Below are 26475 nucleotides of genomic sequence, written 5' to 3'. Positions count from 1 at the left end.
GGCCCGCGTCAGCTTGACCTCGCCTGCCGCGGCTGCCGTCCAATGGATCCCAGCTTGCGCTGGAATGACCGGACTACGGAGTGACCGCGATGGCCGGTGGCGCAGCGCCTACTCGCCGAGCGCGTAGATGCCCGGCAGGTTCCTGCCCTGCTCGTGGAAATCCATGCCGTAACCGAACACGTAGCGGTCCGGCACACCCACGCCCATGTGGTCGGCGCAGATGTCGTCGACGCAGCGGTCGTGCTCCTTGACCGCCAGCACCGCGACGCGCACCTCGGCCGCGCCCTGGTCCTCGCACCAGTACTTCACCGCCTTGAGCGTGTGGCCCTCGTCGAGGATGTCGTCGACCAGCAGCACGCGGCGGCCGCGCATCGGCGTGGCCGGACGATGCAGCCAGGCCAGCCCCGAACCAGTGGTGTTGCCGCGGTAGCGGGTGGCGTGCAGGTAGTCGAACTCGAGGTCGAGGCCGCGTTCGCCCAGCGCGAAGGCGAGCTGTCCGGCAAATGGAAGCCCGCCGTGCATCACCGTGAGGAACAGCGGCGGCTGCTCGTCGCCGGCATAGTCGGCCAGGATCGCGTCGGCCATTTCCTCGATCACATCGTCCAGCTCGTCACGATCGAAGAGCAGTTCGGCGGTCTCGAGGATTTCCGAGAGCTTCGGCACGTTCATGCGGTCTGTCCCAGTCGCGCAGCCAGCTGCGCCTGCGCGCCACTGTAGCGCGCATCGGCCAGCAGGCCGTCCCAGCCCAGGCCACCGCGACCGAGCAGGCCGACCAGGGCCATGGTGTTGAGGCTGCGGTGCTTCACCGCCGCCAGTGATTCCTCCACCAGTTGCGGATGGCAGACCAGGACCACGTCGCAGCCGGCATCCAGGTGCGCGTCCACGCGTGCCTTGATGCCGCCGGCGGAAAACGCCGCGGCCATGCCGATGTCGTCGGAGAACACGACTCCGCGGAAGCCCATTTCCTTGCGCAGGATGTCGTTGATCCACAGCGGCGAGTAGCCGGCCGGCTCCGGCGCGACCTGCGGATAGACCACGTGCGCCAGCATCACCGCGTCGGCGCCGGCCTCGATGCCGGCGACGAAGGGCACCAGGTCGTGCGCGCGGATCTCGTCCAGCGAGCGGTTGTCGATCGCGTTGTCGAAGTGCGTGTCCTCGCGCACCGTGCCGTGCCCGGGAAAATGCTTGAGCGTGGCCGCCATGCCCACCGAATGCATGCCGCGCACGTAGGCGCGGGTGAAGTCGGCCACGACCTGCGGATCGGTGCAGAACGCGCGGTCGCCGATGGCGAGGTTGCCGTGGCCGACGTCGACCACCGGCGCGAAGCTCAGGTCCACGCCGGTGGCGCGGATTTCGCTGGCCATCAGCCAGGCATGCTCTTCGGCCAGGCGCAGGGCAGCCTCGCGGTCGTCGGCATACAGCCGGCCGAAGCCGTCGAGCGAAGGCAGCGCGCTGTAACCGTCCCGGAAGCGCTGCACGCGCCCGCCTTCCTGGTCGACGCAGATCAGCTGCGGGCGCGACGCGGCTTCGCGGATCGCGGTGCACAGTTCCATCACCTGCGATCGCGAGGCGAAATTGCGCTTGAACAGGATCACGCCAGCACAGGCGTCGTTCTGCAGCCAGTCGCGCTCCTGCGCGCTGAGTTCCATGCCGGCAACGCCGATCACGAGCATCCGCGGGTCTCCTTCACATGCGCGGTTGCGCACCGCGCCATTGTCGCAGATGGCCGCCGGGCCGCAGCCCTCGGCGGCTCGACGCGTTCAGATGCGGCAGCCGTCCGGACCGCAGCTCGCATCGTCGGGAGCCTCGTTGGCCGGCGCGGTGCCACGGGCCTGCAGCAGCGCCTGCGCGAACGCCTCGGGTGGCTGCGCGCCCTGCACCGCGAGGCGGCCATCGATGATGAAGGTCGGCACCGAACGGATGCCCATGGCCTGCGCCTGCGCGAATTGCGCGCGTACCTCGGCCTCGCCCTCGTCGCCGGCGAGCAGGGCGCGGATCCGCGTCTCGGGCAGCCCGCCGACGAGGCCGGCCGCGACCAGCACCTCCGGGTCGGCCAGATTGTGGCCTTCGGCGAAATGGGCGTGGAACAGCGCCTCACCAACGCGGTCGGCATCGCCCTCGCGCGCGGCCAGCCACAGCAGGCGGTGCGCCGGCAGCGTGGTCACGCGCACCTGGCCCCGGTCGAAATCGAACGGCAGGCCTTCCGCGCGCGCCGTGGCCTGGGTGCTGGCCAGCATCTGCGCGGTGCGCTCAGGGCCGCCGAACTTCTTCGCGTAGGCCTCGCGCAGCGGGACCGGTACGGTGCCTGCGTCAGGATCGAGCAGGAACGGATGCCAGTGCACCTCGACCTGCGGCGCATCGGCGCCCAGCAGTTCCAGGCCACGCTGGAAGCGGCGCTTGCCGATCCAGCACCAGGGGCAGACCACGTCGGACCAGACATCGATTCTCATGCAACGGTCATGGGGGCGGATCCACCGCGGCCAAGCCCTCAGCCGACCCCGGCGCGGTCCTCTGCGTTCCAGCGCGCGTATGGGTGCGACGCGAGCGCGAGGTTGTAGTAGCGCGACGTGTCGGTGACCTCACGCCCGGCCCACGGCGGCAGGGCGAAATGTTCGTCGGCGCTGGACAACTCGATCTCGGCGACCACCAGGCCGGCGTTGTCGCCGAGGAACTCGTCGACTTCCCACAGGTGCCCCTCGTGGGACACCAGATGCCGAAGTTTGTCGATCACCCCGCCCACGCACAGCGCGAGCAGGGCGCGGGCATCATCGAGCGGGATCGGGTAGTCGAATTCCTGCCGCGTGCTGCCCAGCTCGCGCGACTTGAGGTTGAGGAAGGCCTCTTTGCCCTGGATACGCACGCGCACCGAGGCCTTCTGCCCGCCGTCATCCATCGCGCCAAGGTCGTTGATGTAGCCCTGGGCCATGGGCAGGACGTCATGCGCGGCGGCGCGCCAACCGTCGCCGGTGACCAGGAATTTGCGTTCGATTTCGATGGGCATGGCGTTTCAACCGGGGTTGGAGGCTGGGGACATACCTATTGTCATTCCGAGCGCAGCGAGGAATCCGGTATCAGGTCGACGGAAACAGGATCCTTCGCTGCGCTCGGGATGACACGCCTGAGGACCGACGTCACGTCGATCATCGCTTCTCGAACAGTGCGATCGACTCGACGTGCGCAGTCTGGGGAAACATGTCCATCACCCCCGCACTCGCCAGCTTCCAGCCACGCTCATTGACCAGGTAGCCCGCGTCGCGCGCCAGCGATCCCGGGTGGCAGCTGACGTAGACGATGCGGCCGAACCGCTCCAGCGGCAATTGCTTCAGCACGTCGATCGCGCCCGAGCGCGGAGGATCGATCAGAAGCTTGTCGAATCCCTGCCGCATCCAGCTGCTGCCGCGCTGGTCCTGGGTGAGGTCTGCAGCATGGAAGCCCGCGTTGGACAGGCCGTTGCGTTCCGCGTTCTCCCGCGCGCGCGCCACCAGTCCGGCCTCGCCCTCGACGCCTACCACTTCAGAAACGATGCGCGCCATCGGCAGGGTGAAGTTGCCCAGGCCGCAGAACAGGTCGAGCACACGGTCGGTCGGCTGCAGGTCGAGCAGCTCGAACGCGCGCGCGATCATGTCCTCGTTGAGGCGCGCGTTGACCTGGATGAAATCCAGCGGCCGGAACGACAGGCCGATATCCCAGGGCTCCAGCCGGAACGACAGCGACGGCTGCACCGGCCACAGCGCATGCACCGAGTCCAGCCCGCCCGGCTGCAGGTGGATGGCGACGCGATGGCGCGCGCCGAAATCGCGCAGCGCCGCCAGATCGGCCTCGCCCAGCGGCTGCAGGTGGCGGAACACCAGCGCGACGCCGTCGAAGTCGGGCTGCGCATCGCCGACGATGAACTCGATCTGCGGCACATCGCGCCGCGCCTGCAGGCCGTCGACCAGCACCGACAGCGGAACGATCAGCACGCCGACTTCGGGCACCACGGTATGGCACTCGCGCAGGTCGGCCACGTAGCGCGCGTCGCGCTCGCGGAAGCCGACCAGTGTCTTGTCCTTCTTCTCCACGCGCCGCACCGAGAAGCGGCCCTTGCGCCGGTATCCCCAGGCACCGCCGGTCAGCGGCGGCAGCACCGCCGCGGGCGCGACATGGCCGATTCGCTCGAAGTTCTCCAGCAGCACGCGCTGCTTGGCCAGGATCTGCCTGGACTCGTCCAGGTGCTGCAGCACACAGCCGCTGCACACGCCGAAGTGCGGGCAGCGCGGCGTCACCCGGTCGGGCGAGGCCTGCAGCACTTCCAGCGTGGTCGCCTCGTCGAAGCTGCGCGAACGCGCGGTCTGGCGCACCACCACGCGTTCACCGGGCAGCGCATCTGCCACGAACACGGCCTTGCCGTCGGCGCGGCGCGCCACCCCGCGTCCATCGTGGCTGAGGTCGACGATGTCGAGTTCAAAAGGCGTCTGGTCGATCCGGGCCACGTGGCATCAGGCTGCTTGCAGGGCCGGACATTGTCGCAGATGCGATGGAGGGGACGGATTGGCCGGTGCCGTTCCGTCCCCTGCGCTGGCATTGGAGCGCCGCGCCCTACTTCTGCTTCCAGACCCCGCCCTGCTGGTACCACCAGCCCGGGCGCGCGCTCGCGATCCACTGGCGGGCGAACACGTCGCGAATCTGCGACTCCCATTCGGGATGGCCGTTGGCCACGGCGATCTCCCGATAGACCGCCTTGCGGTCGCGGTTGTCGTCGGCGACGGCGGCGTTGACCGCAACCCGGTCCTTGATCGCCAGCTGCGATGCATCGCGCACCACCACCGTGCCGTCACCGGCAAAACCCAGCGCGCCGGAATCAAAATGCGGGCGCATCGAGTTGAAGCGCGACTCCATCCGCGACTGGATCGCCTGGATCGCCGGCGTGCGGATGGTGATGTCCGGCTGCGACTGCGCCTGCGCGCTGCCGATGCCAAGCAGCATCCAGGGATCGAAGCGCAGCTGGCGCGTGGCCATGCCGCCGTCGCCCGGGGGCGTGGACGCGGGCGCGGCCTCGTCGCCAATCACGTTCTCGACGAACTCACGCGCGGCTTCGCGCGCCTCGGCGGCGGGGAAATAGACGTTGATCGTGACGCAGGCGCACAGCACCAGCGAAAACAGCGAGATTCCCAAGACACGGCGCATGCGACGACTCCCTTGCGTTGATGACGTTGCGGCCGCTCAGTCCACCACCGGCGCGACATCGCCGGCGGCCACTGCGGCCAGGCGCTCGAGCAGGGTAGGCCAGTCGACGTTGCGGTTGAACCCGACCACCTGCAGCCTGGGCACGCCCGCACCCTGCACGATAGTAAAGCCGTCTCCCGCTGAATGCAGTCCCGACATGGCGCAGACCTCGTTGGCCAGGCGGCAGCCGATGCCGATGCCGCGATAGCCGAAATCGTCGAACAGCCCGATCAGCTGCCCCTGCAGGCTGCTGACGAAGGAGGCGTCGCCGACGCTGGAGATGTCCTGCACCGCGCGCTGGCTGATGCGCTGGCGCACGCCACGACGTGGTTCGGTATGGAGTTCGGCGTCGAAGGCGGTCGCAGTCCAGTCGACCAGGCGCAGCCCGTCGATGCGCCCATGCAGCCGACCGCTGATGCTGCCGAAGTCGAACACGCCGGTGATGTCCATCAGGTCCAGGTCGTGCAGCGACAGGTCGGCCGACAGCGTGGGCGCGACCCCGAACGGACGCTCCATCGACAGCGCGCCGACGTCGATGCGGCCATCGAACAGATGCACGCTCAGGCCGCCGTCGAACTCCAGGCGTTCGTCGGCATAGCGTGCGCTGGGAATGCGCCCGCCCAGGGTGCCGCGGAACTCCGGCCAGCCGAAGGCGCTGGCGAGCTGGCCGACGTCCAGCGCGTCGAGCGCCAGCCCGAAACCGAGGCGCAGGCCGCTGTCCTCATCCGGCGGGGTCAGGCTGAAGTTCTCCAGCTGGAGCTGGCCGCCGAGCATGTCCAGCGCAACGGCCTCGCGCAGCTGCAGCGTGCCGGACTGGCTGCGCAGCGGCAGGCGGATCGGCCCGAAGGCCAGCTCGTAGAGCGCGCCGCCGCGCCAGCGCAGTTCGCTGTCGACCATTCCGCCTGCGGCGAGGCGCAGGTCGCCCTCCAGGCCGTCGATGCGAAAGCGCTCACGCGGGTCGCGGATATCCACCCCGCCAAGCTGCAGCTCCAGCGCCTCGACCCGACCTTCCTCGACGCGAATCTGTGCGCCCACCGCGCCGTCCAGCGCCAGGCCCGACATTCCGGCAAGGCCCAGCCAGCCGGCGAGGTAGCGGTCGGGCAAGGTCGTGAGCGCATCGCTGCGCACGTCGAGCGTGAGCGCGCGCAGCCCGCCTTGGGCATCGAGCTCAGCGCTGCCGCGCGCATCGACTGCGCCCGCGTCACGCCATTCGACCCGCGGCGCGGACCAGCCGCCGCCGGGCATCTGCCGCGCATCGATCGCGAATGCCACCGGCGTGCCGCCCAGCGCGAGGTAGGCATTGCCGAACAGCGCCTCGCCGCGATCGACCTCGCCGTCCAGCGACAGCAGCATGCCGCTGTCCTCGGGCACGCGCAGGTCAAAGCGCACCCTGCCATCGACATCACCCAGCGCGATCGTGCCGTCGTCCGATTCCAGGCCAAGGCCGGCCAGCGCAAGACGCCCTTCGACCTGCAGCGGTCGTCCACTCGGCGTCTGCAGCGTGATCGCCCCATCCATCGTGCCCGCAGCCAGCCGCCCGCCCGGCCAGGCATTGGCCAGCAGCGCCTGCGCCCAGAGCATCGGCACGCGCGTGAGCTGCAGCTGCGTGGCGTCGGGACTGGCGGCATTGCGATGCAGCGCCAGCCGCGCGTCGCCGCGGGCCAGCAGCGCGTCGGTGCTGGCCGGCGAGAGATCCACCGCCAGTCGCATAGGGGCGCCGCCCTGGCCCTGCAGCGGCCCTTCGCAGCGCCAGGCATCGGCCTGCGGCCGTGCCAGCGGGCACTGCCAGCGCACGTTGTCAAAACGGTAGCCCAGCGCCGACGCCTCGATCAGCGCCGCCTCGATCCGCAGTTCGCCCTGCGCCGCGTCCGCCGGCCAGTGCAGGCGCACGCGCACGTCGCGCAGCGCCACGCCGGCGGCATCGATGGCGTCGATGCGCGCGGTCGCGGTGCGCGCGAGCGCCGGGCTCGCGGCCAGCACCAGCAGCAACAGCGTTAAGATGCGCCAAGGCATCGGGCGAGCATATCCGCTGCGCAGGGGGCGACGATGAATCCACGGATCCTGCTGGTCGAGGACGATCCCACCAGCCGCGCGTTCCTGCAGGCGGCGACCGAATTGCTGCCGGCCGTGGTCGATGCGGCGGCCAGCATGGCCGAAGCGCTCGCGCTCGCCACTGCCAATCCACACGCACTGTGGCTGTTCGATGCCCGCCTGCCGGACGGCAGCGGCAGCGAACTGCTGGCGCGACTGCGCGCACGCGGGCTGCAGACGCCGGCCATCGCGCATACGGCCTCGCGCGAGCAGGACGAACACGCAGCGCTGCTGGCAGCCGGCTTCGCCACCACGGTCGCCAAGCCGCTACCGGCCGATGCCTGGCTGGCTGCGATCCGGCGCGTGCTGGAACCGCGGGGCGACGGCGATACCGCTGACGGCACGCACCACGTGCGGCAACCGGCCGCGGGCTACCACCTGCCGGTCTGGGACGATGCGCAGGCGCTGTCGGCGCTGGCCGGCAACGCCGACAATGTCGCGGCCATGCGCGGGCTGTTCATTGCCGAACTCGCGGGGGCGCGCGACGCAGTGGCCGCGGCCGCAGCCGCGGGCGATGCCGAGGCGCTGCGCGCCACGCTGCACAGGCTCGAGGCCGGATGCGGCTTCGTGGGCGCGGCGCGGCTGGGCGCGGCGGTCTCTCGATTGCACGCCGCGCCCGGCTCGGGCGATGCGCTGCAGGCGTTCCGCGATGCGGTTCAGGACACGCTGTCAGGCGCCTGATCGGACCCGCGCGCGAGCCGTCCCAGCTCGCCGGCCAGCTGCCAGGATTTCAATCCGCGCGGACCCAGGTGCTGCGACAGCACGTCGCGCATGGCGCCGCGCAGGCTGTCGAGATCGGCGGGATCGGGCCTGCGGTCCTCGCCCAGCGCCAGCAGCGCGCTACCGGTCGCGTAGCGCGCGCGCGATTCGCCGACGCGCTCGCCCAGCACACGCCGCGGGCCGTGCTCGGCATCAAGCCGGTAGCGCGCGGCCGGGTCGATCGCCGTGCCGTCGCCGTCATGGCCAAGATCGAAGCCGAAGCCCAGCACCTGCAGCAGGTCGCGCTCGAAGCGGCGCAGGTTCCAGGCCAGCCCCGCAGCATCGTGCAGCCGCGCGCGCAACCATCCGTACAGCTCGTAGAGCTCGGGGTGCGGATCCTGTCGTGGCGCCATGCGCAGCACCAGTTCGTTGACGTAGAACGCCGACAGCGCGGCGTGCCCGGGCAGCCGCGGCGGCGCGTCGATCGCCTCCACCGACGTCAGGGTGGCCAGCTCACCGCGCTGCACCGCCACCAGCCGCACGTGCTGCAGCGGCTGCAGCGCGGCGAACTGCGCCTGCCTGCGCGGTCCGCGCACGCCGCGCGCGAGCAGGCCGAGGCGGCCGTGGGAACGCGTCAGCACGTCGACCAGCAGGCTCGTCTCGCGCCAGGCTCGCGCATGCAGGACATAGGCCGGTTCGGCGTCGTAGCGCACGGATGCCCGCCCCCAGCGCGCCGGCTACTCGTAGCCGAGCGTGCGCAGCGCCGCTTCGTCGTCCGACCAGCCCTCGCGCACGCGCACCCAGGTCTGCAGGAACACCTTGGCGTCGAACAGCTGTTCCATCCGCTCGCGCGCACGCTTGCCGATGTCGCGCAGGCGGGTGCCGCCCTTGCCGATCACGATCGCCTTCTGGCCCTCGCGCTCGACCCAGATCACCGCGCCGATACGGTACATCACCCCGGCCTTGGGCGAGGGCTCCTCGGTGAATGATTCGATCTCCACCGTCGTGGCGTAGGGCAACTCGGCGCCGAGCTGGCGCATCAGCTGCTCGCGCAGAAGTTCGCCCGCCAGGAAGCGCTGGCTGCGGTCGGTGATCTCGTCTTCGCCATACAGCGGCGGCTGCTCGGGCAGCTGCGACAGCAGCGACGTGGTGAGTGCATCGAGGCCGGTGCGCTTGAGCGCGGACACCGGATGCACCGCGGCAAAGCTGCGCCCTTCGGTGATGCGCTGCAGGTAGGGCAACAGCTTCGCCTTCTCGGGGATGCGGTCGACCTGGTTGACCACCAGCACCAGGGGCAGGCCGCTGGCGTGCAGGGTGTCGTAGGCCAGCGTGTCTTCCTCGTCCCAGCGACCGGCCTCGACCACCAGCGCGGCCGCGTCCACGCCCTCGAGCGCGCCGCGGGCGGCGCGGTTGAGCACCCGGTTGAGCGCCGACGAGGCACGCTTGCCCCCTTCCAGGTGCAGGCCGGGCGTATCGACCAGGACGATCTGCCCCGCAGGCAAGGTGGCGATGCCCAGCAGCCGGTGGCGCGTGGTCTGCGGCCGGTTGGACACGATGCTGACGTTGGCGCCCACCAGCGCGTTGACCAGGGTGGACTTGCCAACGTTGGGACGGCCGATCACGGCGAGGTGGCCGGCGCGGTGCGCGGCGGGGGGGGGCTGCTGCATGGCGCGGATTGTAGGGGAGTTGCGGACGTGGGCGGGTGATCGGCAGCCCGAACCCGCCGCGAGCGCGCGACGTCAGTCGCCTGCTTCCAGCAACTCCAGCACCACGCCGGCCGCGACCTGCTCGGCCGCGCGCCGCGAACCGCCCTCGCCCTCTCCGGCCGCCGCCGGGTCGGACAGCACGCAGCGCACCACGAACACGCGCGCGTGTTCCTCGCCGCTCTCGGATTTGAGTTCGTACTGCGGCAGCGGCTTCTGCCGCCCCTGCAGCCACTCCTGCAGGCGGGTCTTGGCATCCTTGCCGACCTTGCTGGCCGGCACCGCCGACACCGCTTCCTCGAACCAGGGCAACACCACGGCGCGGCAGGCCTCGAAGCCGGCGTCGAGGTAGATCGCGCCGATCACCGCCTCCAGCGCGTCGGACAGAATCGAATCGCGCCGGTGGCCGCCGGATTTCATCTCGCCCGGACCCAGGGTCAGCCACTCGCCGACCGCCAGCCGCCGCGCCACTTCAGCCAACGAGGATTCGCGCACCAGTTCGGCGCGGGCACGGGTGAGCGAGCCCTCGTCGGCCTTCGGCCAGCGCGCGTACAGCGCATCGGACACGATCACGCCCAGCACCGCGTCGCCGAGGAATTCCAGACGTTCGTTGTGGGGCGCCCCCGCGCTGCGGTGCGTCAGCGCCTGCTGGAGCAGGGACGGGTCGCCGAACGCATGCGCGTCGAACACCCCGCCCCGTGGGTCAGTTTGCGGCACCGCCGGTCCCGGTCAGGTGCTGGCTGGCATGGAACCGGCCCACCGCATCGAGGTTAGCGACCATCGGCTTGCGCACCTCGTAGGTCACGTCCATCTGCCAGCCGTTGTCCACGCGCTGGATCTTAACGTGTTCCTTCTTGATGTTGGACGCGTAGCTGATGTTGAGCCGGCGGAAAAACAGGTCCTGGATCCGCCCCGGCGCGTAGTTGCCCACGCCGGGTTCGGCCGCCAGGCTCTTGAGCGCCGACTTGACGCTGTAGTACTCGGAGTACATGGGGAACAGCTTGATCCCCATGAACACCAGGAAGCCGGCCACGCCGGCGACGATGATGAAGCCCAGCAGCGTGATGCCGCCCTGCCTGCGACGCATGTCCATGATCCGATCCCCTGTTGCTGCAGATGTGCCGGCACGCTGACAGCCTTCCGCGCCGGCGCTACGGAATGCGGCTGCCGATCCGGCTCCAGTCGATCCAGCCCGGCGCGCTGCTGTCGAGATTCATCCAGACCAGGAACGCCTTCCCGCGCAGCTGGCTCTCCGGCAGCGTACCCCAAAACCGGCTGTCGTCGCTGCGGTCGCGGTTGTCGCCCATCACGAAATACTCGCCTTCGGGCACCCGCCACTCGCCCTCGCCGGGGTCGAGCATGCCGGGGCGCCGGGTCTCGAGCACCTGGTGGGTGCGGCCGGGCATGGTCTCGTCGATCAGGCCAGCGCCGGTCATGTCGCTGCCGCGGCCCACGCCGACATAGTGCTGGGGCTCGCCGTAGCCGAACGACTCGCCGTTCACGTACACGGTGTTGTCGCGATACGACACCACGTCGCCCGGCAGGCCGACCACGCGCTTGATCCAGTCCTGGTCGGGATGGTGCGGCGGGCGGAACACCACCACGTCGCCGCGCTCGGGCTCGCCCAGCGCGATCACCTTGCGGTTGTTGACCGGCAGGCGGATGCCGTAGCTGAACTTGTTGACCAGGATGAAGTCGCCGATCAGCAGGGTCGGCATCATCGAACTGGAGGGGATGCGGAACGGTTCGGCGATGAAGCTGCGCAGGATCAGCACCACGAACAGCACGGGGAAGAAGGCCCGCGCGTAGTCGACGAGGATCGGCTCCTTCTCTTCCAGCAGACCCGACCGCTGCGCGCGACGCTTGGCGAAGAACAGCCGGTCGAGCAGCCAGGTGATGCCGGTTGCGAAGGTCAGCACGACCAGCCCCAGCTCGAACCATTTCATCATGTCACGCCATCCCCTACTTGTTGTCCACCTGCAGCACCGCCAGGAATGCTTCCTGCGGGATCTCGACCCGGCCGACCTGCTTCATCCGCTTCTTGCCCTCTTTCTGCTTCTCGAGGAGCTTCTTCTTGCGGCTGATGTCGCCACCGTAGCACTTGGCCAGCACGTTCTTGCGCAGCGCCTTGACCGAGCTGCGGGCGATGATCTGCGAGCCGACGGCGGCCTGGATCGCGACGTCGAACTGCTGCCGCGGGATCAGTTCCTTCATCTTCTCGGTGAGGTCGCGACCGCGGCGATCGGCGTGGCTGCGGTGGACGATGATGCTCAGCGCGTCGACCTTGTCGCCATTGATCAGCGTGTCCACGCGCACGAACGGACCGGCCTCGAAGCGCAGGAAGTTGTAGTCCAGCGAGGCGTAGCCACGCGACACCGACTTGAGCTTGTCGAAGAAGTCCAGCACCACCTCGGCCATCGGCAGCTCATAGCTGATCTGCACCTGGCTGCCCAGGTACTGGATGCCGATCTGGCTGCCGCGCTTCTCTTCGCACAGCGTGATCACGTTGCCCACGTAGTCGGGCGGCGTGAGGATGTTGGCGCGGATGATGGGCTCGCGCACTTCCTCGATCTTGTTGGCCGGCGGCAGCTTGGCCGGGTTGTCCAGCGACATGACTTCGCCACCGGTCAACAGCACTTCGTAGACCACCGTCGGCGCGGTGCTGATCAGGTTGAGGTCGTACTCGCGCTCCAGCCGCTCCTGCACGATTTCCATGTGCAGCATGCCCAGGAACCCGCAGCGGAAGCCGAAGCCCATGGCCTCCGAGCTTTCCGGCTCGAAGCGCAGCGCGGCGTCGTTGAGGCGCAGCTTTTCCAGCGCCTCGCGCAGGTCCGGGTAGTCGTCGGCGTCGACCGGAAACAGGCCCGAGAACACGCGCGGCTGCATCTCCTGGAAACCGGGCAGCGGCTCGGCGGCCGGGTCACCGGCGAGCGTGAGCGTGTCGCCGACCGGCGCGCCGTGCACGTCCTTGATCGAGGCGTTGATCCAGCCCACCTCGCCCGCGCGCAGCGCAGCGGTTTCCTTGCGCTTGGGGGTGAACACGCCGACCTTGTCGACCTGGTGGGTGCGGCCGGTGGACATCACCAGCATCTTGGCGCCGGCCTTGATCTCGCCCTGCATCACCCGCACCAGCGAGACCACGCCCAGGTAATTGTCGAACCAGGAGTCGATGATCAGCGCCTGCAGCTTGTCGCTGTCGCGCCGCTGCGGCGGCGGGATGCGGTGCACGATGGCTTCCAGCACCTCCTCCACATTGAGGCCGGTCTTGGCGCTGACTGCGACCGCGTCACTGGCGTCGATGCCGATCACCGCCTCGATCTCGGCCTTGGCGCGCTCGATGTCGGCGGTGGGCAGGTCGATCTTGTTGAGCACCGGCACCACTTCCAGGCCCTGCTCGACCGCGGTGTAGCAGTTGGCGACCGACTGCGCCTCGACGCCCTGGGCGGCATCGACCACCAGCAGCGCGCCTTCGCAAGCGGCCAGCGAGCGGCTGACCTCGTAGCTGAAGTCGACGTGGCCGGGCGTGTCGATGAAGTTGAGGTGGTAGGTCTCGCCGTTGCGCGCGGTGTAGGGCACCGACACCGACTGCGCCTTGATGGTGATGCCGCGCTCGCGCTCGATCGGGTTGTTGTCGAGGACCTGCGCCTCCATCTCGCGCGCCGTCAGGCCGCCGCACAGCTGGATGATGCGGTCGGCAAGCGTCGACTTGCCGTGGTCGACATGGGCGATGATGGAGAAGTTGCGGATAAGCCGCATGGGGTCGGACATGGGGAAGCGGCAGCGGCCGTCGTCAGGACAGCCGGAGATTATCGCATAGGGCAGACGTGGTCCCCGCCGCGGCTCCCAGCCCCATCACCGCGCGGCAAGGCGCCTGCCCGGCGATGCAGGGCAGGCGCTTTCAGGGGCCTGATGGAGCCGCTCAGCCTTCGGGCGTGATTGCAACGAAGCGGCTGCCGCCGCCCTGGCTGCGGACCAGCAGCATCACCGTCTGCCCCGCCTTCACGCCACGCACTTCGCGGGCCAGCGCGGCCGAACTGCCGACCGGCGTGCGGCCCACGCGCAGCACCACGTCGCCAGCAGACAGGCCGGCCTCGCGGGCTGCCGCGCCTTCGACGCGGGCGATGCGCACCCCTTCACCCGCCTCCAGGCCAAGCTGGCGACGCTGGGCCTCGGTGAGCTCCTGGGTGACCAGGCCGAGCGCATTGGCATCGCTCGCCGCCGCCGGCGAAGGCGCGCCCGGGCGCGGGGTGGCGCTCGCCAGCGCATCGTCGTCGAGCTCGGCCAGGGTCACGTCGAGCGTGCGCTCGCGGCCTTCGCGGAACACCACGATCTTGATCTTCGCACCCGGCACCTTGTTGCCCACGATCGGCGGCAGGTCGCCCGGCTGGCGGATGGTGACACCGTCGGCGCCGCGGATCACGTCGCCGGGCTCGATGCCGACCTTCTCGGCCGGACTCCCCGGGACCACCTCGCTGACCAGCGCGCCCAGGGTATCGGGCAGGCCGAAGCCCTTCGCCTGGTCGGCGGTGATGCCGGTCGCCTGGAACTGCACGCCCAGCTGGCCGCGCTGCACGCGCCCGGTCTTCTTGAGCTGGTCGACCACGTTCATGGCCACGTCGATCGGGATCGCGAAGGCCACGCCCATGTAGCCGCCGGAGTTGCTGAAGATCTGCGAGTTGATGCCGATCACCTCGCCGCGGGTGTTGAGCAGCGGGCCGCCCGAGTTGCCCTGGTTGATGGCGACGTCGGTCTGGATGAAGGGCACGTACTGCTGGTTGGCGTAGGGATTGCTGCGGCCGACCGCGCTGACGATGCCGGCGGTCACCGTCTGGTCGAAGCCGAACGGCGAGCCGATCGCCACCGCCCACTGGCCGGGCTTCACGCCCGAGGCATCGCCCGTGCGCAGCACCGGCAGGCCCTTGCCCTCGATCTTGAGCAGGGCCACGTCCGAGCGCTCGTCGCTGCCCACCACCTTGGCGGTGTACTCGCTGAGGTCGCTGAGGGTGACCTTGACCTCGTCGGCGCGGTCGATGACGTGGTGGTTGGTGAGGATGTAGCCATCATCGGAAATGATGAAGCCGGTGCCCATTGCGCGCCCGCGCGGGGCCTGGCCGCCGCCACCCGGGCCTCCCGGGCCGCCGGGGCCAGGCATCTGGAAGCCGGGGCCGAAGAAGCGGCGGAAGATTTCGGGGATCTGCTCCTCGCCCGGGACGCTGTCGTCGGGCTGCTGGGCGGTGCGGCGGCTGCCGATCATGGTGTCGATCTTGACCACGGCCGGGCCGACCTCTTCGACCAGGCGGGTGAAATCAGGCAGCCCGGTGACCAGCGGCGCGGCCGGGACCGCGGTCGCCTGTCCGGCCAGCGGCGCGGCAACGGCGTCCGCTCCCGGCTGTGCGGTGGCGATGGGCAGCACCACGGCGGTCGTGGCAGCAGAGGCAAGGAGGATCAGCGTAAGAGCATGCAGCGGGGTTTTCATCGGGATGTGACCCTGGACAACGCGTGGGGAAGATGGTGACCGGAGCGCGACGCGGCAGGGCCGCAGCGACCTCAGGGTTGGGTGGCGTCCGCCTGCGGCTCGGACGGCGTCGGTGCCAGCCATGGCGCGACGCGACCACCCGGCAGCACGGGGTCGAACTGCGACTCGCGCGGCAACAGCGGTTCGAACTGCGGCTCGCGCGGCAGCAGGCTGCCGTTGGCCACGGTGAACGCGCCTTGCGGCGCCAGCAGCGCGCGCGGCCAGGGCCGGCGCGCGGCCTGCGGCATGGGAAACACGATGGCGGGCGCGATGTCCTCGCTGGCGAGGGACATCGGCGGCGTCGGGTCGTCGATCGCTGCGGGCACGGACGCGCGCGCGACTTCGACCGACGCTGGCTGCGCACGCGCCGCACGCCGCCGCTGCGCGGCGCGGCGCGGCGTCTCGACGGCCGCAGCCACAGCCATCGCCGCCACCGCGACGGTCGCGTCGGGTTGCGCGCGCGGCATTGCCGGCGCCGGATCGGCTGCGTCGGCAATCGCGGCGGACACATCGTCGTTCATGGAGGCGGACGCCGCTGCTCCCGGTTCCTGCAGCGGGGGCGGGGCGACCGCCGCCACCATCGGCGCAGGCTCGGCAACGGGCACAAGGCCCGCCTCGGGAAGCTGCCGGGTGGCAAACACCGCCATCAGCGCGACCGAAGCGGCCACCGCCGCGCCGCCGCCCCAGCGTGCAAGGCGTGGTCGCGTCGCGCGACGCGGCTCGACCGTCTCCACGCCCGCGCCGCCAGCACCCACCGCGACCGCGACGCGGTGCGCGAAGTCGGCCGGAAGCAGGTCGTTGCGCTGGCCACGCAGCATGTCGCCGCAGACCTGCCAGCGCTCCCAGCAGGTGGCGAGCTCGCCGTCGTGCTGCAGCCGGCGCAGCATGAACTTCGCCTCGTCGGGCGACAGCTCGCCGTCGAGCATCGCCGACAGCTGCTGCCGGTGGTAGACGTACAGCTTGTCCGGGTCAGGGACGATCTGCAGGGTTTCGTTGTCGTGGACGGAAGTCATCGTGCAGCACGCTCCGATCTGTTGTCGCTGTCCAACAAGGGTTTCATCTCCTGGTCGATCGCTTCGCGCGCACGGAAGATGCGCGAGCGCACCGTGCCGATCGGGCAATCCATGCGCTGGGCGATTTCCTCGTAGCTCAAACCGTCGACCTCACGCAGCGTGATCGCCAGCCTCAGCTCCTCGGGCAATGCTTCGACCGCGCGGATCACGGTTTGTTCCAGCTGGTGGCGCATCAGTTCGCGTTCGGGCGTGTCGCTGTCGCGCAGGCGGATGCCGGAATCGAACTGTTCGGCGTCCTCGATGTCGATATCGGCGCCCGGCGGGCGGCGGTTGCCGGCCACCAGGTGGTTCTTGGCGGTGTTCACCGCGATCCGGTGCAGCCAGGTATAGAACTGTGCGTCGCCGCGGAAGTTGCCGATCGCGCGGTAGGCGCGGATGAACGTGTCCTGGGCGACGTCCTGGACTTCGCTCCAGTCGTGCACATAGCGCCCGATCAGCCCTGCGATGCGATGCTGGTACTTGCGCACCAGCAGGTCGAACGCGGCGCTGTCGCCGCGCTGCACGCGCTTGACCAGTTCGAGGTCGAGTGTCTGGGTGTCGATCTCGGCCATCGGCCTTGGTCACTCCTGGGTTGGCCGGCCGGGGCCGGGCGCTGTGACCTGCGCTGGGGCGGGAAGTTCCCGCATCGGACGGATCTGGGGGCGCCAGCCGTCCGCCGCAAGCCGCGCCACAGGCCGCCTGCGGCTTTGCCAAGACATCCGATTTGACTGCGGCGCAACACCCTCTGGATCATAAGGGGTTCCCATACCCTAACGGATGGTCCCGCATGATCGCTGGCCTCGATGGATTGCGCTTCAGCCACTGGCAGGTCGAACTGCGCCCGGACGACGTGCTGGTGCTGTCGTTCGACCGCGCCGACGAGTCGGTCAACACCTTCGCCCAGGACGTTCTGCTGGAACTCGAAGGCCTGCTCGAGCGCGTGGCGCTGGAGCCGCCGAAGGGCCTGGTGCTGCGCTCGGCCAAGGACAAGGGCTTCATCGCCGGCGCCGACATCCGCGAGTTCGCCGAGTTCGACCGCAAGGGCACGATCGGCGATTCGATCCGGCGCGGCCAACAGGTGTTCCAGCGCCTGGCCGAATTGCCCTGCACCACGGTCGCGGCCATCCACGGCTTCTGCATGGGCGGCGGCACCGAGATCGCGCTGGCCTGCGATTACCGCATCGCCAGCAGCGACCCGTCCACGCGCATCGGTTTGCCCGAAGTGAAGCTGGGCATCTACCCGGGCTGGGGCGGCAGCGTGCGCCTGCCGCGACTGATTGGCGCGCCAGCGGCGATGGACGTGATGCTGACCGGCCGCAACCTGTCGGCCGCGTCCGCGAAGGCCATGGGCGTGGTCGACAAGGTGGTCGAACCCGCGCTGCTGCTCGACGAGGCCGCGAAGCTCGCGCTGGGCGGCCGCGAGCGCCCCTTCAAGCAGCGCTTCCTCGGCTGGTTCACCAACACCTGGCCAGTGCGCCAGCTGCTGGCGCCGATGCTGGTCAAGCAGGTCGCGCGCAAGGCGCGCAAGGAACACTATCCGGCGCCCTACGCGCTGATCGAAACCTGGCGGCGCAGCGGTGGCGGCATCCAGGCCCTGCTCAAGGCCGAGCAGAAGTCGGTGGTGAAGCTGGCCGGCACCCCGACCGCGCGCAACCTGACCCGCGTGTTCTTCCTGATGGAGCGGCTCAAGGGCCTGGGCGGCAAGGATCCGCACGGCATCACGCACGTGCACGTGGTCGGCGCCGGCGTGATGGGCGGCGACATCGCCGCGTGGTCGGCGTACAAGGGTTTCGAGGTCACGCTGCAGGACCGCGAGCAGAAGTTCATCGACGGTGCGATGACGCGCGCGCAGGCGCTGTTCGCGAAGCGGGTCAAGGACGAGGCGAAGCGTCCGGCGGTCGCGGCGCGGCTCAAATCCGACCTCGAAGGCAGCGGCCTCGCGCAGGCCGACCTGGTGATCGAGGCGATCATCGAGCGCGCCGATGCCAAGCGTGAACTGTATGCAGGCGTCGAGCCGCGCCTGAAGCCCGATGCGCTGCTGACCACCAACACCTCGTCGATCCCGCTGGACGAGCTGCGCGGGCATATCGCGCGTCCGGCGCAGTTCGCCGGCCTGCACTACTTCAACCCGGTGGCGTCGATGCCGCTGGTGGAGATCGTGCGCCACGACGCGATGTCGGCGCAGACCGAGCAGCGCCTGGCCGCGTTCTGCAAGGCGATCGACAAACTGCCGGTGCCGGTGGCGGGCACGCCGGGCTTCCTGGTCAACCGGCTGCTGTTCCCGTACATGCTCGAGGCCGCCACCGCGTATGCCGAAGGCATCCCGGCATCGGTGATCGACAAGGCGGCGGTCAAGTACGGCATGCCGATGGGGCCGATCGAGCTGATCGACACCGTGGGCCTGGACGTGGCCTACGGCGTCGGCCAGGAACTGGCTCCCTTCCTTGGCCTGGCGATCCCGCCGGCGCTGTCGCAGCCACCGGAAGCCGGCAAACGCGGCAAGAAGGACGGCCAGGGCATCTACGCCTGGGAGAACGGCAAGCCGAAGAAGCCGGAGGTGCCGAAGGAATACCGCGTGCCGGAGGACCTGGAGGATCGACTGATCCTGCCTCTGCTCAACGAGGCCGTGGCCGCCCTGCACGAGGGCGTGGTCGAGGATGCCGACCTGCTCGATGCCGGCGTGATCTTCGGCACCGGTTACGCGCCCTTCCGCGGCGGCCCGATCCAGACCATCCGCGAAGTCGGCGTCGACGTGCTGCTCGCGCGGCTGCAGGTGCTGCAGGCGCGATACGGCGATCGTTTCGCGCCGCGCGCGGGCTGGGACAACCCCGCGCTGCGCGACGGCGCGGAGACGGGCAGCCTGGCGTCCTGATGCGCTGATGCGTTGATGCGCGGATGCGCTGCTGCGTTGATGTACTGCTGCGTTGATGCACTGCTGCGCTGAGGCCGGGGCGTCAGCAGGACGAACGGTAATCGGGGCGCACGGCGTGCGCCCCGACCCTGTCATTTCGACCGCAGGGAGAAATCCCGGAACGGGCGCGATCCGGCCAGCCCTGGACCGCGACGCGAATCAGTTGCCCGGGTTCGCACGCGTTCGGGAGGCGCGCAAGTCGCCCTTCAGCGATCCAGGCCGAGGCCGCGCAGCGCTTCTTCCAGCGCGGCGCGCTGCGCGTCCAGCGTGTCCGGTCCCTCGTAGGCGAACACCGTCCAGCGTTCGCGCGCCTGCATCGACTCGCCCGGCGCCAGCGTGCGCAGCGGAGCGTGGACCTCGAGCTCAAGGATCCCCGCCTGCGGATCGTCGTGGTGCCACTGCTGATACAGCTCGAGCTGGCCGTGTTCGGGATCGATCAGCGCGCCGTCCTGGCGCTCGAACTGGATCACCAGCAGTTGCCCGGCGTTGAAGCCGGCAACCCAGCCGGCCGACGGGGCGATGAAGATCTTGCCGCGGCGACCGCCCTTCCCGGCCGATGGCGGCTCGAGCTGCAGCGAGTACAGGCCGTCCCGCCACCAGGCGACGGGGCCGTCGAACACCGCGTCCGCATCCGCCCGCAGGCGCGCATCTTCGGGCCTGGCCACGGGCGCGAACACGCGGCTGCCCGCCGGCAGGCGGGTGTTGAACCACAGGTTGCGGCGCACGTCCCGGTCACGGCGGTTCACCGCCTCAGCGGAGAGTTCCAGTGTCGCCGGAGTGCCGCCGGAGAGGCGGAACGATTGTGTCGCCCGCAGGCCACTCACCGGACTTGTCACGCCTTCGAGCACCAGCGCGTGCGCGTCGCGCTCGACGATGCGGTTGCGCGCATGCGCGAGCCAGGGATCCGGCGGCCACGGCGCCGCGGCCGCGCGCCGGGTCTGGTTCACGTCCTGGTCGAGCCACCAGCGCGACTGCGGGCCGAGCCAGAGCTCGTGTCCGAAATAAGGCAGGTCCGGGCCGTCGGCGGAGGGTTCTGGCGCGGGCACGGTCGCCAGCGCTGGACCGACCTTGAGCACATTGCCGCGGCCGGGCAACGAGAGGTGCACGATCCGCCCGCCGACCGCGGGCGCCACCTCGACCTGCAGCTGGCCATCATCCAGCCGGATGTGCTCGGTCGCGATCGCCGGCAGTGCCAGCGACGCCGCGAGCAACAGCGCTGCAGCGCCTTGCCACATGCGCGACGCGATCGCGCCCGTCACATCGTATGCGTCGGCTTTTCCGCGGACAGCGTGCCCGCGAGCAGGGTTTCGATCCGGCCCTTCACAGTCTCGCCTTCCGGGGTGTCGGCGAACTGCACGCCGACGCCCGCGGTGCGCGCGCCCTGCGCGCCGGTCGGGGTGGCCCACACCACCTTGCCGGCCACCGGCAGGCGCTCGTTGGATTCGGGCAGGGTGAGCAGCAGGAACACCTCGTCGCCGAGGAAGTAGCGCCGCGCGGTGGGCACGAAGATGCCGCCGTGTTTCAGATAAGGCATGTAGGCGCTGTAGAGCTGCGCCTTGTCCTTCAGTGCCAGCGACAGGATTCCCTGCCGCGCGCCGCCCGCGGTCGTATTCATCGATACCTCTTGTTGGCGGATGCCGGGCCTGGCACATCCGTGCCTCGCCAGGACAGCAGCAGCTCCGCGACTGCGAGGTCTGCGCGCACCGTGGTGCGCAACAGGTCGCGCGTGCGGTTGGCCGCGTCGAACCACTGCGCCAGCTTCCGGATTCGCGCTGGATCGGTCAAGCCCGAGGCCTCGGCCAGCGCCAGGTCGGCGGCGAGGCGCAGGCGCAGGACGGCATGTTCGTCGCCGGTCCAGCGTTGCGCGGCCTCGACCGGCGCCAGCTCGCCGCGCGCAAGCTTGTCCAGGTCCGCAGCCACTTCGTGGCGCAGCTGCATGCCACCATCGCGCAGCCAGGCATCGGTCAGGCCCGGATGGCCGCGCGCGGCGTCCAGCGCCTCACCGGCAACCTTGGCGGCATGACCCTGTGCCTGCAGCCAGGCCAGTGCTTCATCGCGCGGCGGCAGACCGAACTCCAGGCGCTGGCAGCGGCTGCGGATCGTCGCCGGCAGGCGCGAGGGACTGGAGGCGAGCAGCCACAGGTAGCGGCCGGGCTGCGGTTCTTCCAGGGTCTTGAGCAGCGCATTGGCGGCCGAAGCGTTGAGCGCGTCGGCGGGATCGACGATCGCCACCTGCGCGCTGCCGTACTGCGGCGTCAGCGACAGCTTTTCCGACAGTTCGCGGATCTGCTCGATCACGATCTCGGTGCGCAGCTTCGTGCCTTCGCGGTTGGGCAGCAGCGTGACCACGTGGAAATCCGGATGCGTTCCCGCCTCGATCAGATGCGCGGCACGCGGTTCGTGCGCGCCCAGCAGGTGCGCGGCCAGGCGCGCGGCCACCGCGCGCTTGCCCAGTCGCGCCGGGCCGCAGATCAGCAGCGCGTGGCCGAGGCGGCCTTCGGACAGCGTGCGCGCCGCATGGTCGAACGCACGCTGCTGCCAGGGGGCCAGCGGCGCAGTCATGCGCGCGCCATCCATTCACGCAACAGGCGCACCGCCTCGCTGGCCACGTCGGCCGCCGGCTGCGAGGCATCGATCACGCGGAAGCGCTGTGGCTCGGCAGCGGCGCGCGCGCGGTAGACCGCGCGCACGCGCTCGAAGAATTCATCGCGTTCGGACTCGATGCGATCGGGCGCGAGATCGCGGCCGCGCGTGCGCTCGCGCCCCCGACCGACATCGACGTCCAGCAGCAGGGTCAATCCCGGCTGCAGCCCGACCACGCGCCGCTCCAGCTCCGCGATCCAGCCGGCGTCCAGGCCACGGCCCCCGCCCTGGTAGGCGTAGCTGGAATCGGTGAAGCGGTCGCACAGCACCCAGGCGCCGCGTTCGAGCGCGGGCGCGATCGTCTCGCGCACGTGCTGGGCACGGGCGGCGAACATCAGCAGCAGTTCGGTGTCGGCCGCGGGCGGCTCGTGTGCCGGATCGAGCAGCAGGCCGCGGATCATTTCCGCCAGCGGCGTACCGCCCGGCTCGCGGCTGCACACCACCTCCTGCCCGCTTTCGCGCAGCGCTTCGCGCAGCGCATCGAGCACGGTGGTCTTGCCCGCGCCTTCGCCGCCTTCGAGCGAAATGAAGCGCGCATGCGAACGCAGCGCCATCACGGCCCGAACTGTGCGCGGTAGCGCTGCACGTATTCGCGCACCGCGGCGTTGTGCTCGTCCAGCGTGCGCGAAAACACGTGGCGGCCACTGCCGTCGCCGACGGCCACGAAATACAGTTCGTCGCCAGCGGCCGGCTGCGTCGCCGCACGGATGGCAGCCACGCCGGCCATGGCGATCGGCGTCGGCGGCAGGCCATCGCGGGTGTAGGTGTTGTAGGGCGTGTCGGCGAGCAGGTCGGCGCGGCGGATGTTGCCCGCATAGCGGCTGCCCATGCCGTAGATCACGGTCGGATCGGTCTGCAGGCGCATGCCGCTGTTCATGCGGCGCACGAACACGCCGCCGATGCGCGCGCGTTCCTCGGCGATGCCGGTTTCCTTCTCGATGATCGAGGCCAGCACCAGCGCCTGCTCCGCGTCGTCCAGCGGCAGATCCGGTGCGCGCGCCTCCCACGCGGCCTGCAGCGCACGTTCGAGCGACTGGTTGGCGCGGCGCAGCACATCCAGGTCGCTGTCGCCGCGGGTGTAGGCATAGGTTTCGGGCAGGAATCGGCCTTCCGGGTGCACGCCGGCGCGGCCCAGCGTGTCCATCAACGCGGCGTCGTCCAGTTCACCGATGGTCTGCAGCAGCGGCGTGGCCCTGGCCAGCGCAGCGCGCAGCTCGCGCATGTTCCAGCCTTCGACGATGGTGAAGCGATAGCTGACCACGCGGCCATTGCGCATGTGCTGCAGCAGCGTGCGCGGCGTCATGCCCGGCTCCAGCGCGTACTCGCCGACCTGCACGCGCGCGTCGGCACCAAGCTGGCGCGCCAGCGCCTGCCACTCCAGGTCATGGCCGTCGCGCACGCCGGCCTCGCGCAGCCGCGACAGCACGCGCCGGAACGAATCGCCGCGCTCGACCCGCAGCGTGTCGCCCGCCTCGATCCCAGAGAGCGGCGCATCGGCGAAACCGGTGTAGCGCTCAGACAGGAAGAACGCGGCGGCACCGGCCACCAGGGCCGACAGCACGAACAGCAGCCGCAGGCCGCGCCAGCGCCTAGGAGCCTTGGCCATGCGCCTGCTCCATCGAGGGGAAATTCCGGATCATCGGCCTAGGATACCGTGGCGCCGTCGGCGTCGGCGTCGGCGTCGGCGTCGGCCGCCAGCGCCTGCAGCATGCCGCGGGCCTTGGCGCGGGTCTCGTCGAGTTCCCGCGGAGGATCCGAATCGGCCACGATGCCGCCGCCGGTGCGAAAGCGCACCCGCGCCCCTTCGACCTCGGCGCTGCGGATGAGGATGTTGAGGTCGAGGTCGCCGTCGCGGTTGAGCCAGCCCATCGCGCCGGTGTAGGCGCCGCGCCCGCGACCTTCCAGTTCGGCGATGACCTGCATGCAGCGCACCTTGGGGCAGCCGGTGATGGTGCCGCCGGGGAACGTCGCCGCGATCACGTCGCCCGGGCTGGCATCGGCGCGCAGCCGACCGCGCACGTTGCTGACGATGTGGTGCACGTGGGCGTAGCTTTCGATCGTCATCAGCTCGTCCACCTCGACGCTGCCGGGCACGCAGACGCGGCCGAGGTCGTTGCGCTCCAGGTCGACCAGCATCACGTGCTCGGCGCGTTCCTTGGGATGTCCGATCAGCTCGCGCACGCGCTCGGCATCGTCATCGCCGGCCAGGCGCGGACGGGTGCCGGCGATCGGCCGCGTTTCCACCACCTCGCCGCGGATCGACACCAGCCGCTCGGGAGAGGCGCTGGCCACCGCCCAGCCATCGCCTGCGTACAGGCCCGCGAACGGCGCGGGATTGGCCTGGCGCATGCGCGCGTAGAGCCGCGCCGGATCCAGCGCCTGCGCGAAATCCGCGCGCCAGCCGCGCGACAGGTTCACCTGGAACACGTCGCCCGCGGCCAGATAGTCGAGGATGCGCACCACACCAGCGGTGAAGCGCGCCGGCGCGTCCTCCCGCACCTGCGCAGGCGCCTGCCACGCAGGCAGGGCCGGCAGCGTGGCAGCCGCGGCAAGGTCGGCTTCGATCACATCGAGCATCGCGTCCTGGTCGGCCTCGGCAACCGCGACACATTCACCGCTGGCGTGGTCGCGCAGGATGGCAGCCGGGCAGCGCAGCGCCTGTGCGACCGGCAGGCTGCCCGCCGCGTCCGGCAATCGCAGCACCGGCTCGACCTGCCGCGCCAGCTCATAGCCCAGCAGCAACGCCCAGCCACCGCGGAACGGCCAGCGCGACTCCTCGCGCGGCAGGCGCGCGGCGCGCCACGCGTCATCGAGCGCATCGAGGAAGGTGCCGGCCATCGCGACACCGGACCCGTCGCGCGTGACGCCGTCGTTGCCCAGCGTCAGCGAGCCGCCATCGGTTGCAAGCAGCAGGTCCCAGCGCGCCTGCGCCGTCCCGTGCGCGACCGACTGCAGCAGCAGCCGATAGCGGCCCGGATCGAGGCGGTGCAGCGCCAGCAGGTCGGTGTCGGGCGGTAGCGGCCTGCTGATCAGCACGTGGACTCGCTTTGAGTAGTCGTCTGGAGGCTGGAATGCTGCCATCCCAAGCGCAGCCAATCTTCACTGCACAAAGAGTTTCTGCAAACTCCCGAAAATGATGGCTATCCAGACCTGATGAAGCACCGAGCTCTTGGCGAGATAGACGCTCAAGCCGCCTGCTTCAAGCGACGTCAACGAATATCCCGGCGCCGTGCCGGCTGGGGATTGCGGAGAGCAGGCCATGGATGGCCTGCGGCGGCGAGTCAGCGATGGATGGCTGACCGAGCCGAGGAGCAATCCCCGGCCGGCAGGGCGCTGTTTCCGAAGGCGCTCGCTCTACGCAATCGCTGAGCCGCAACATCCTTCCGTAGCTGCATAGAACAGATCCTCAAACCCGCCTGAAGATCAATGTCCCGTTCGTCCCGCCGAATCCAAACGAATTGGACAGCGCGATGTCGATCTTCGCCTCGCGCGCGGTATGCGGCACGTAGTCGAGATCGCAGCCTTCGGACGGGTTGTCGAGATTGATCGTCGGCGGCACCACACCCGTCTTCAGCGCCATCGCCGAGAACACCGCTTCCACCCCGCCGGCCGCGCCGAGCAGGTGGCCGGTCATCGACTTGGTCGAGCTGACCATCAGCTTCGATGCGTGCGCACCGAACACCGACTTGATGCCCATGGTCTCGGCCAGGTCGCCCTGCGGCGTGGAGGTGCCATGCGCGTTGATGTAGCCGACCTCGGACGGATCGATGCCCGCATCGCGCAACGCCGCCACCATGCAGCGCGCGCCACCCTCGCCACTCTCGCTGGGCGCGGTCATGTGGTGCGCATCGCCACTCATGCCGAAGCCTGCGAGTTCAGCGTAGATGTGCGCGCCGCGCGCCTTCGCCCGCTCGTATTCCTCGAGCACCAGGATGCCCGCGCCATCGCCCATCACGAAGCCGTCGCGGCCCGCGTCCCAGGGACGCGACGCACGCTCCGGATCGTCGTTGCGCGTGGACAGCGCCTTCATCGCGCAAAACCCGCCCAGCGAGGTCGGCGTGGTCGCGAACTCGGAGCCGCCGGCGATCATCGCGTCGGCGTCGCCGTACTGGATCATGCGCGCGGCCAGGCCGATGTTGTGCGTGGCCGTGGTGCACGCCGTGACCACGGCGATGTTGGGGCCGCGCGCACCGGTCATGATCGACACCTGGCCCGCGACCATGTTGATGATCGTGCTGGGCACGTAGAACGGCGAGATCTTGCGCGGACCGCCCTCGTGGTACTTGATCGCGGTCTCTTCGATGCCCTTGAGGCCGCCGATGCCGGCACCGATGGCCACGCCGATGCGATCGGCGTCCGCGTCGCGGATCTCGAGCCCCGCATCGGCGATCGACATCAGGGCCGCCGCCACGCCGTAGTGCACGAAGGGGTCCATCTTCTTGACGTCCTTCGCCGGGATCCACTGCGCCGGATCGAAGCCCTTGACCGAGCCGGAGATGCGCGTGGCGAATGCGGAAGCATCGAAATGGGTGATCGGGCCAATCCCGGAGCGACCGTTGACGACGCCGTCCCAGCTCGAGGCCAGGTCGTTGCCGAGCGGCGACAGGATGCCGATTCCGGTGATGGCGACGCGGCGCTTGGACATGGGCAGCTCTC

25 protein-coding genes are annotated in these 26475 nt (G+C 69.9%); 2 read left to right on the top strand and 23 right to left on the bottom strand.

Features of this window, described 5'->3' with window-relative positions:
* Positions 1–108: 108 nt before the first annotated feature.
* From ACW5DW_RS04000 to ACW5DW_RS03970, 7 genes are all read right to left on the bottom strand, one after another.
* Positions 109–669 carry a hypoxanthine-guanine phosphoribosyltransferase gene (locus tag ACW5DW_RS04000; protein ID WP_457017475.1) on the bottom strand — a complete coding sequence of 187 codons (561 nt, stop codon included), beginning with the start codon at positions 667–669 and terminating at the stop codon, positions 109–111.
* A complete protein-coding gene (gene nagZ / locus ACW5DW_RS03995) occupies positions 666–1673 on the bottom strand; it encodes a beta-N-acetylhexosaminidase (protein WP_457017474.1) in 1008 nt (335 codons plus the stop codon). The genes ACW5DW_RS04000 and nagZ overlap by 4 nt, the downstream gene beginning before the upstream one ends.
* 87 nt (positions 1674–1760) lie before the next feature.
* A complete protein-coding gene (locus ACW5DW_RS03990; protein ID WP_457017473.1) occupies positions 1761–2450 on the bottom strand; it encodes a DsbA family oxidoreductase in 690 nt (229 codons plus the stop codon).
* A gap of 38 nt (positions 2451–2488) precedes the next feature.
* Entirely contained in the window at positions 2489–3001 is a 513-nt protein-coding gene (locus tag ACW5DW_RS03985; RefSeq protein ID WP_457017472.1) for a CYTH domain-containing protein, read from the bottom strand.
* 139 nt (positions 3002–3140) lie between these two features.
* Positions 3141–4472, bottom strand: a complete 1332-nt coding sequence (rlmD, locus tag ACW5DW_RS03980; protein WP_457017471.1) for a 23S rRNA (uracil(1939)-C(5))-methyltransferase RlmD — start codon at positions 4470–4472, stop codon at positions 3141–3143.
* 106 nt (positions 4473–4578) lie between these two features.
* The gene (locus ACW5DW_RS03975; RefSeq protein ID WP_457017470.1) at positions 4579–5166 is read right to left on the bottom strand and encodes a YdbL family protein; all 588 of its coding nucleotides are present in this window, start codon (positions 5164–5166) and stop codon (positions 4579–4581) included.
* 36 nt (positions 5167–5202) lie between these two features.
* Entirely contained in the window at positions 5203–7218 is a 2016-nt protein-coding gene (locus ACW5DW_RS03970) for a hypothetical protein (RefSeq protein ID WP_457017469.1), read from the bottom strand.
* Positions 7219–7251: 33 nt separating this feature from the next.
* Here ACW5DW_RS03970 and ACW5DW_RS03965 point away from each other — a divergent pair, with 33 nt between their 5' ends.
* Positions 7252–7977, top strand: coding sequence for a response regulator (locus ACW5DW_RS03965; protein WP_457017468.1), 726 nt, complete (start codon positions 7252–7254; stop codon positions 7975–7977).
* Here the strand turns inward: ACW5DW_RS03965 and recO are convergent.
* From recO to rpoE, 9 genes are all read right to left on the bottom strand, one after another.
* A complete protein-coding gene (gene recO / locus ACW5DW_RS03960) occupies positions 7953–8708 on the bottom strand; it encodes a DNA repair protein RecO (protein WP_457017467.1) in 756 nt (251 codons plus the stop codon). The two genes, ACW5DW_RS03965 and recO, sit on opposite strands and share 25 nt — an antisense overlap.
* Positions 8709–8732: 24 nt before the next feature.
* Positions 8733–9662 carry a GTPase Era gene (gene era, locus ACW5DW_RS03955; RefSeq protein WP_457017466.1) on the bottom strand — a complete coding sequence of 310 codons (930 nt, stop codon included), beginning with the start codon at positions 9660–9662 and terminating at the stop codon, positions 8733–8735.
* A gap of 72 nt (positions 9663–9734) precedes the next feature.
* On the bottom strand, positions 9735–10415 hold the full coding sequence (gene rnc, locus ACW5DW_RS03950) for a ribonuclease III (RefSeq protein WP_457017465.1): 681 nt from the start codon (positions 10413–10415) through the stop codon (positions 9735–9737).
* Complete coding sequence (locus tag ACW5DW_RS03945; RefSeq protein ID WP_457017464.1) at positions 10402–10791, bottom strand: DUF4845 domain-containing protein; 390 nt, start codon at positions 10789–10791, stop codon at positions 10402–10404. The genes rnc and ACW5DW_RS03945 overlap by 14 nt, the downstream gene beginning before the upstream one ends.
* A 58-nt stretch (positions 10792–10849) precedes the next feature.
* Positions 10850–11644 carry a signal peptidase I gene (gene lepB / locus ACW5DW_RS03940; protein WP_457018397.1) on the bottom strand — a complete coding sequence of 265 codons (795 nt, stop codon included), beginning with the start codon at positions 11642–11644 and terminating at the stop codon, positions 10850–10852.
* 16 nt (positions 11645–11660) lie between these two features.
* Positions 11661–13454 carry a translation elongation factor 4 gene (gene lepA, locus ACW5DW_RS03935; RefSeq protein WP_457018396.1) on the bottom strand — a complete coding sequence of 598 codons (1794 nt, stop codon included), beginning with the start codon at positions 13452–13454 and terminating at the stop codon, positions 11661–11663.
* A 163-nt stretch (positions 13455–13617) separates the two neighbouring features.
* Complete coding sequence (locus ACW5DW_RS03930) at positions 13618–15174, bottom strand: Do family serine endopeptidase (RefSeq protein ID WP_457017463.1); 1557 nt, start codon at positions 15172–15174, stop codon at positions 13618–13620.
* A 71-nt stretch (positions 15175–15245) separates the two neighbouring features.
* Entirely contained in the window at positions 15246–16226 is a 981-nt protein-coding gene (locus tag ACW5DW_RS03925; protein WP_457017462.1) for a sigma-E factor negative regulatory protein, read from the bottom strand.
* A complete protein-coding gene (gene rpoE / locus ACW5DW_RS03920; RefSeq protein WP_457017461.1) occupies positions 16223–16837 on the bottom strand; it encodes an RNA polymerase sigma factor RpoE in 615 nt (204 codons plus the stop codon). The genes ACW5DW_RS03925 and rpoE overlap by 4 nt, the downstream gene beginning before the upstream one ends.
* A 215-nt stretch (positions 16838–17052) precedes the next feature.
* On the opposite strand from rpoE, the gene ACW5DW_RS03915 reads away from it, so the two are divergent.
* Positions 17053–19137 (top strand): 3-hydroxyacyl-CoA dehydrogenase NAD-binding domain-containing protein, encoded by a 2085-nt coding sequence (locus ACW5DW_RS03915; protein WP_457017460.1) that lies wholly within the window; start codon positions 17053–17055, stop codon positions 19135–19137.
* 245 nt (positions 19138–19382) lie between these two features.
* On the opposite strand, the gene ACW5DW_RS03910 is transcribed toward ACW5DW_RS03915, so the two are convergent.
* From ACW5DW_RS03910 to fabF, 7 genes are all read right to left on the bottom strand, one after another.
* The gene (locus ACW5DW_RS03910; RefSeq protein ID WP_457017459.1) at positions 19383–20411 is read right to left on the bottom strand and encodes a DUF4380 domain-containing protein; all 1029 of its coding nucleotides are present in this window, start codon (positions 20409–20411) and stop codon (positions 19383–19385) included.
* Positions 20412–20431: 20 nt separating this feature from the next.
* Entirely contained in the window at positions 20432–20791 is a 360-nt protein-coding gene (locus ACW5DW_RS03905) for a PilZ domain-containing protein (protein ID WP_457017458.1), read from the bottom strand.
* Entirely contained in the window at positions 20788–21738 is a 951-nt protein-coding gene (locus ACW5DW_RS03900; RefSeq protein WP_457017457.1) for a DNA polymerase III subunit delta', read from the bottom strand. The genes ACW5DW_RS03905 and ACW5DW_RS03900 overlap by 4 nt, the downstream gene beginning before the upstream one ends.
* Positions 21735–22373 carry a dTMP kinase gene (gene tmk / locus ACW5DW_RS03895; protein WP_457017456.1) on the bottom strand — a complete coding sequence of 213 codons (639 nt, stop codon included), beginning with the start codon at positions 22371–22373 and terminating at the stop codon, positions 21735–21737. Before tmk ends, ACW5DW_RS03900 begins: the two co-directional genes overlap by 4 nt.
* Positions 22373–23425: an endolytic transglycosylase MltG gene (gene mltG / locus ACW5DW_RS03890; RefSeq protein WP_457017455.1), complete on the bottom strand. Its 1053-nt coding sequence runs from the start codon at positions 23423–23425 to the stop codon at positions 22373–22375. The genes tmk and mltG overlap by 1 nt, the downstream gene beginning before the upstream one ends.
* Positions 23426–23463: 38 nt before the next feature.
* Entirely contained in the window at positions 23464–24855 is a 1392-nt protein-coding gene (locus ACW5DW_RS03885; RefSeq protein ID WP_457017454.1) for an aminodeoxychorismate synthase component I, read from the bottom strand.
* 370 nt (positions 24856–25225) lie between these two features.
* Positions 25226–26464, bottom strand: coding sequence for a beta-ketoacyl-ACP synthase II (gene fabF, locus ACW5DW_RS03880; RefSeq protein ID WP_457017453.1), 1239 nt, complete (start codon positions 26462–26464; stop codon positions 25226–25228).
* Positions 26465–26475: the final 11 nt, after the last annotated feature.

Source organism: Luteimonas sp. A482, from assembly GCF_054072655.1.
This window is presented reverse-complemented; position numbering and strand designations above follow the sequence as displayed.

Excerpts from the sequence above, each read along its gene's own strand:
- ACW5DW_RS04000 (WP_457017475.1), bottom strand. The coding sequence starts at position 669 with ATGAACGTGCCGAAGCTCTCGGAAATCCTCGAGACCGCCGAACTGCTC.
- nagZ (WP_457017474.1), bottom strand. The coding sequence starts at position 1,673 with ATGCTCGTGATCGGCGTTGCCGGCATGGAACTCAGCGCGCAGGAGCGC.
- ACW5DW_RS03990 (WP_457017473.1), bottom strand. The coding sequence starts at position 2,450 with ATGAGAATCGATGTCTGGTCCGACGTGGTCTGCCCCTGGTGCTGGATC.
- ACW5DW_RS03985 (WP_457017472.1), bottom strand. The coding sequence starts at position 3,001 with ATGCCCATCGAAATCGAACGCAAATTCCTGGTCACCGGCGACGGTTGG.
- ACW5DW_RS03975 (WP_457017470.1), bottom strand. The coding sequence starts at position 5,166 with ATGCGCCGTGTCTTGGGAATCTCGCTGTTTTCGCTGGTGCTGTGCGCC.
- ACW5DW_RS03970 (WP_457017469.1), bottom strand. The coding sequence starts at position 7,218 with ATGCCTTGGCGCATCTTAACGCTGTTGCTGCTGGTGCTGGCCGCGAGC.
- ACW5DW_RS03965 (WP_457017468.1), top strand. The coding sequence starts at position 7,252 with ATGAATCCACGGATCCTGCTGGTCGAGGACGATCCCACCAGCCGCGCG.
- era (WP_457017466.1), bottom strand. The coding sequence starts at position 9,662 with ATGCAGCAGCCCCCCCCCGCCGCGCACCGCGCCGGCCACCTCGCCGTG.
- ACW5DW_RS03945 (WP_457017464.1), bottom strand. The coding sequence starts at position 10,791 with ATGGACATGCGTCGCAGGCAGGGCGGCATCACGCTGCTGGGCTTCATC.
- lepB (WP_457018397.1), bottom strand. The coding sequence starts at position 11,644 with ATGAAATGGTTCGAGCTGGGGCTGGTCGTGCTGACCTTCGCAACCGGC.
- lepA (WP_457018396.1), bottom strand. The coding sequence starts at position 13,454 with ATGCGGCTTATCCGCAACTTCTCCATCATCGCCCATGTCGACCACGGC.
- ACW5DW_RS03930 (WP_457017463.1), bottom strand. The coding sequence starts at position 15,174 with ATGAAAACCCCGCTGCATGCTCTTACGCTGATCCTCCTTGCCTCTGCT.
- ACW5DW_RS03925 (WP_457017462.1), bottom strand. The coding sequence starts at position 16,226 with ATGACTTCCGTCCACGACAACGAAACCCTGCAGATCGTCCCTGACCCG.
- rpoE (WP_457017461.1), bottom strand. The coding sequence starts at position 16,837 with ATGGCCGAGATCGACACCCAGACACTCGACCTCGAACTGGTCAAGCGC.
- ACW5DW_RS03915 (WP_457017460.1), top strand. The coding sequence starts at position 17,053 with ATGATCGCTGGCCTCGATGGATTGCGCTTCAGCCACTGGCAGGTCGAA.
- ACW5DW_RS03910 (WP_457017459.1), bottom strand. The coding sequence starts at position 20,411 with ATGTGGCAAGGCGCTGCAGCGCTGTTGCTCGCGGCGTCGCTGGCACTG.
- ACW5DW_RS03905 (WP_457017458.1), bottom strand. The coding sequence starts at position 20,791 with ATGAATACGACCGCGGGCGGCGCGCGGCAGGGAATCCTGTCGCTGGCA.
- ACW5DW_RS03900 (WP_457017457.1), bottom strand. The coding sequence starts at position 21,738 with ATGACTGCGCCGCTGGCCCCCTGGCAGCAGCGTGCGTTCGACCATGCG.
- tmk (WP_457017456.1), bottom strand. The coding sequence starts at position 22,373 with ATGGCGCTGCGTTCGCATGCGCGCTTCATTTCGCTCGAAGGCGGCGAA.
- mltG (WP_457017455.1), bottom strand. The coding sequence starts at position 23,425 with ATGGCCAAGGCTCCTAGGCGCTGGCGCGGCCTGCGGCTGCTGTTCGTG.
- fabF (WP_457017453.1), bottom strand. The coding sequence starts at position 26,464 with ATGTCCAAGCGCCGCGTCGCCATCACCGGAATCGGCATCCTGTCGCCG.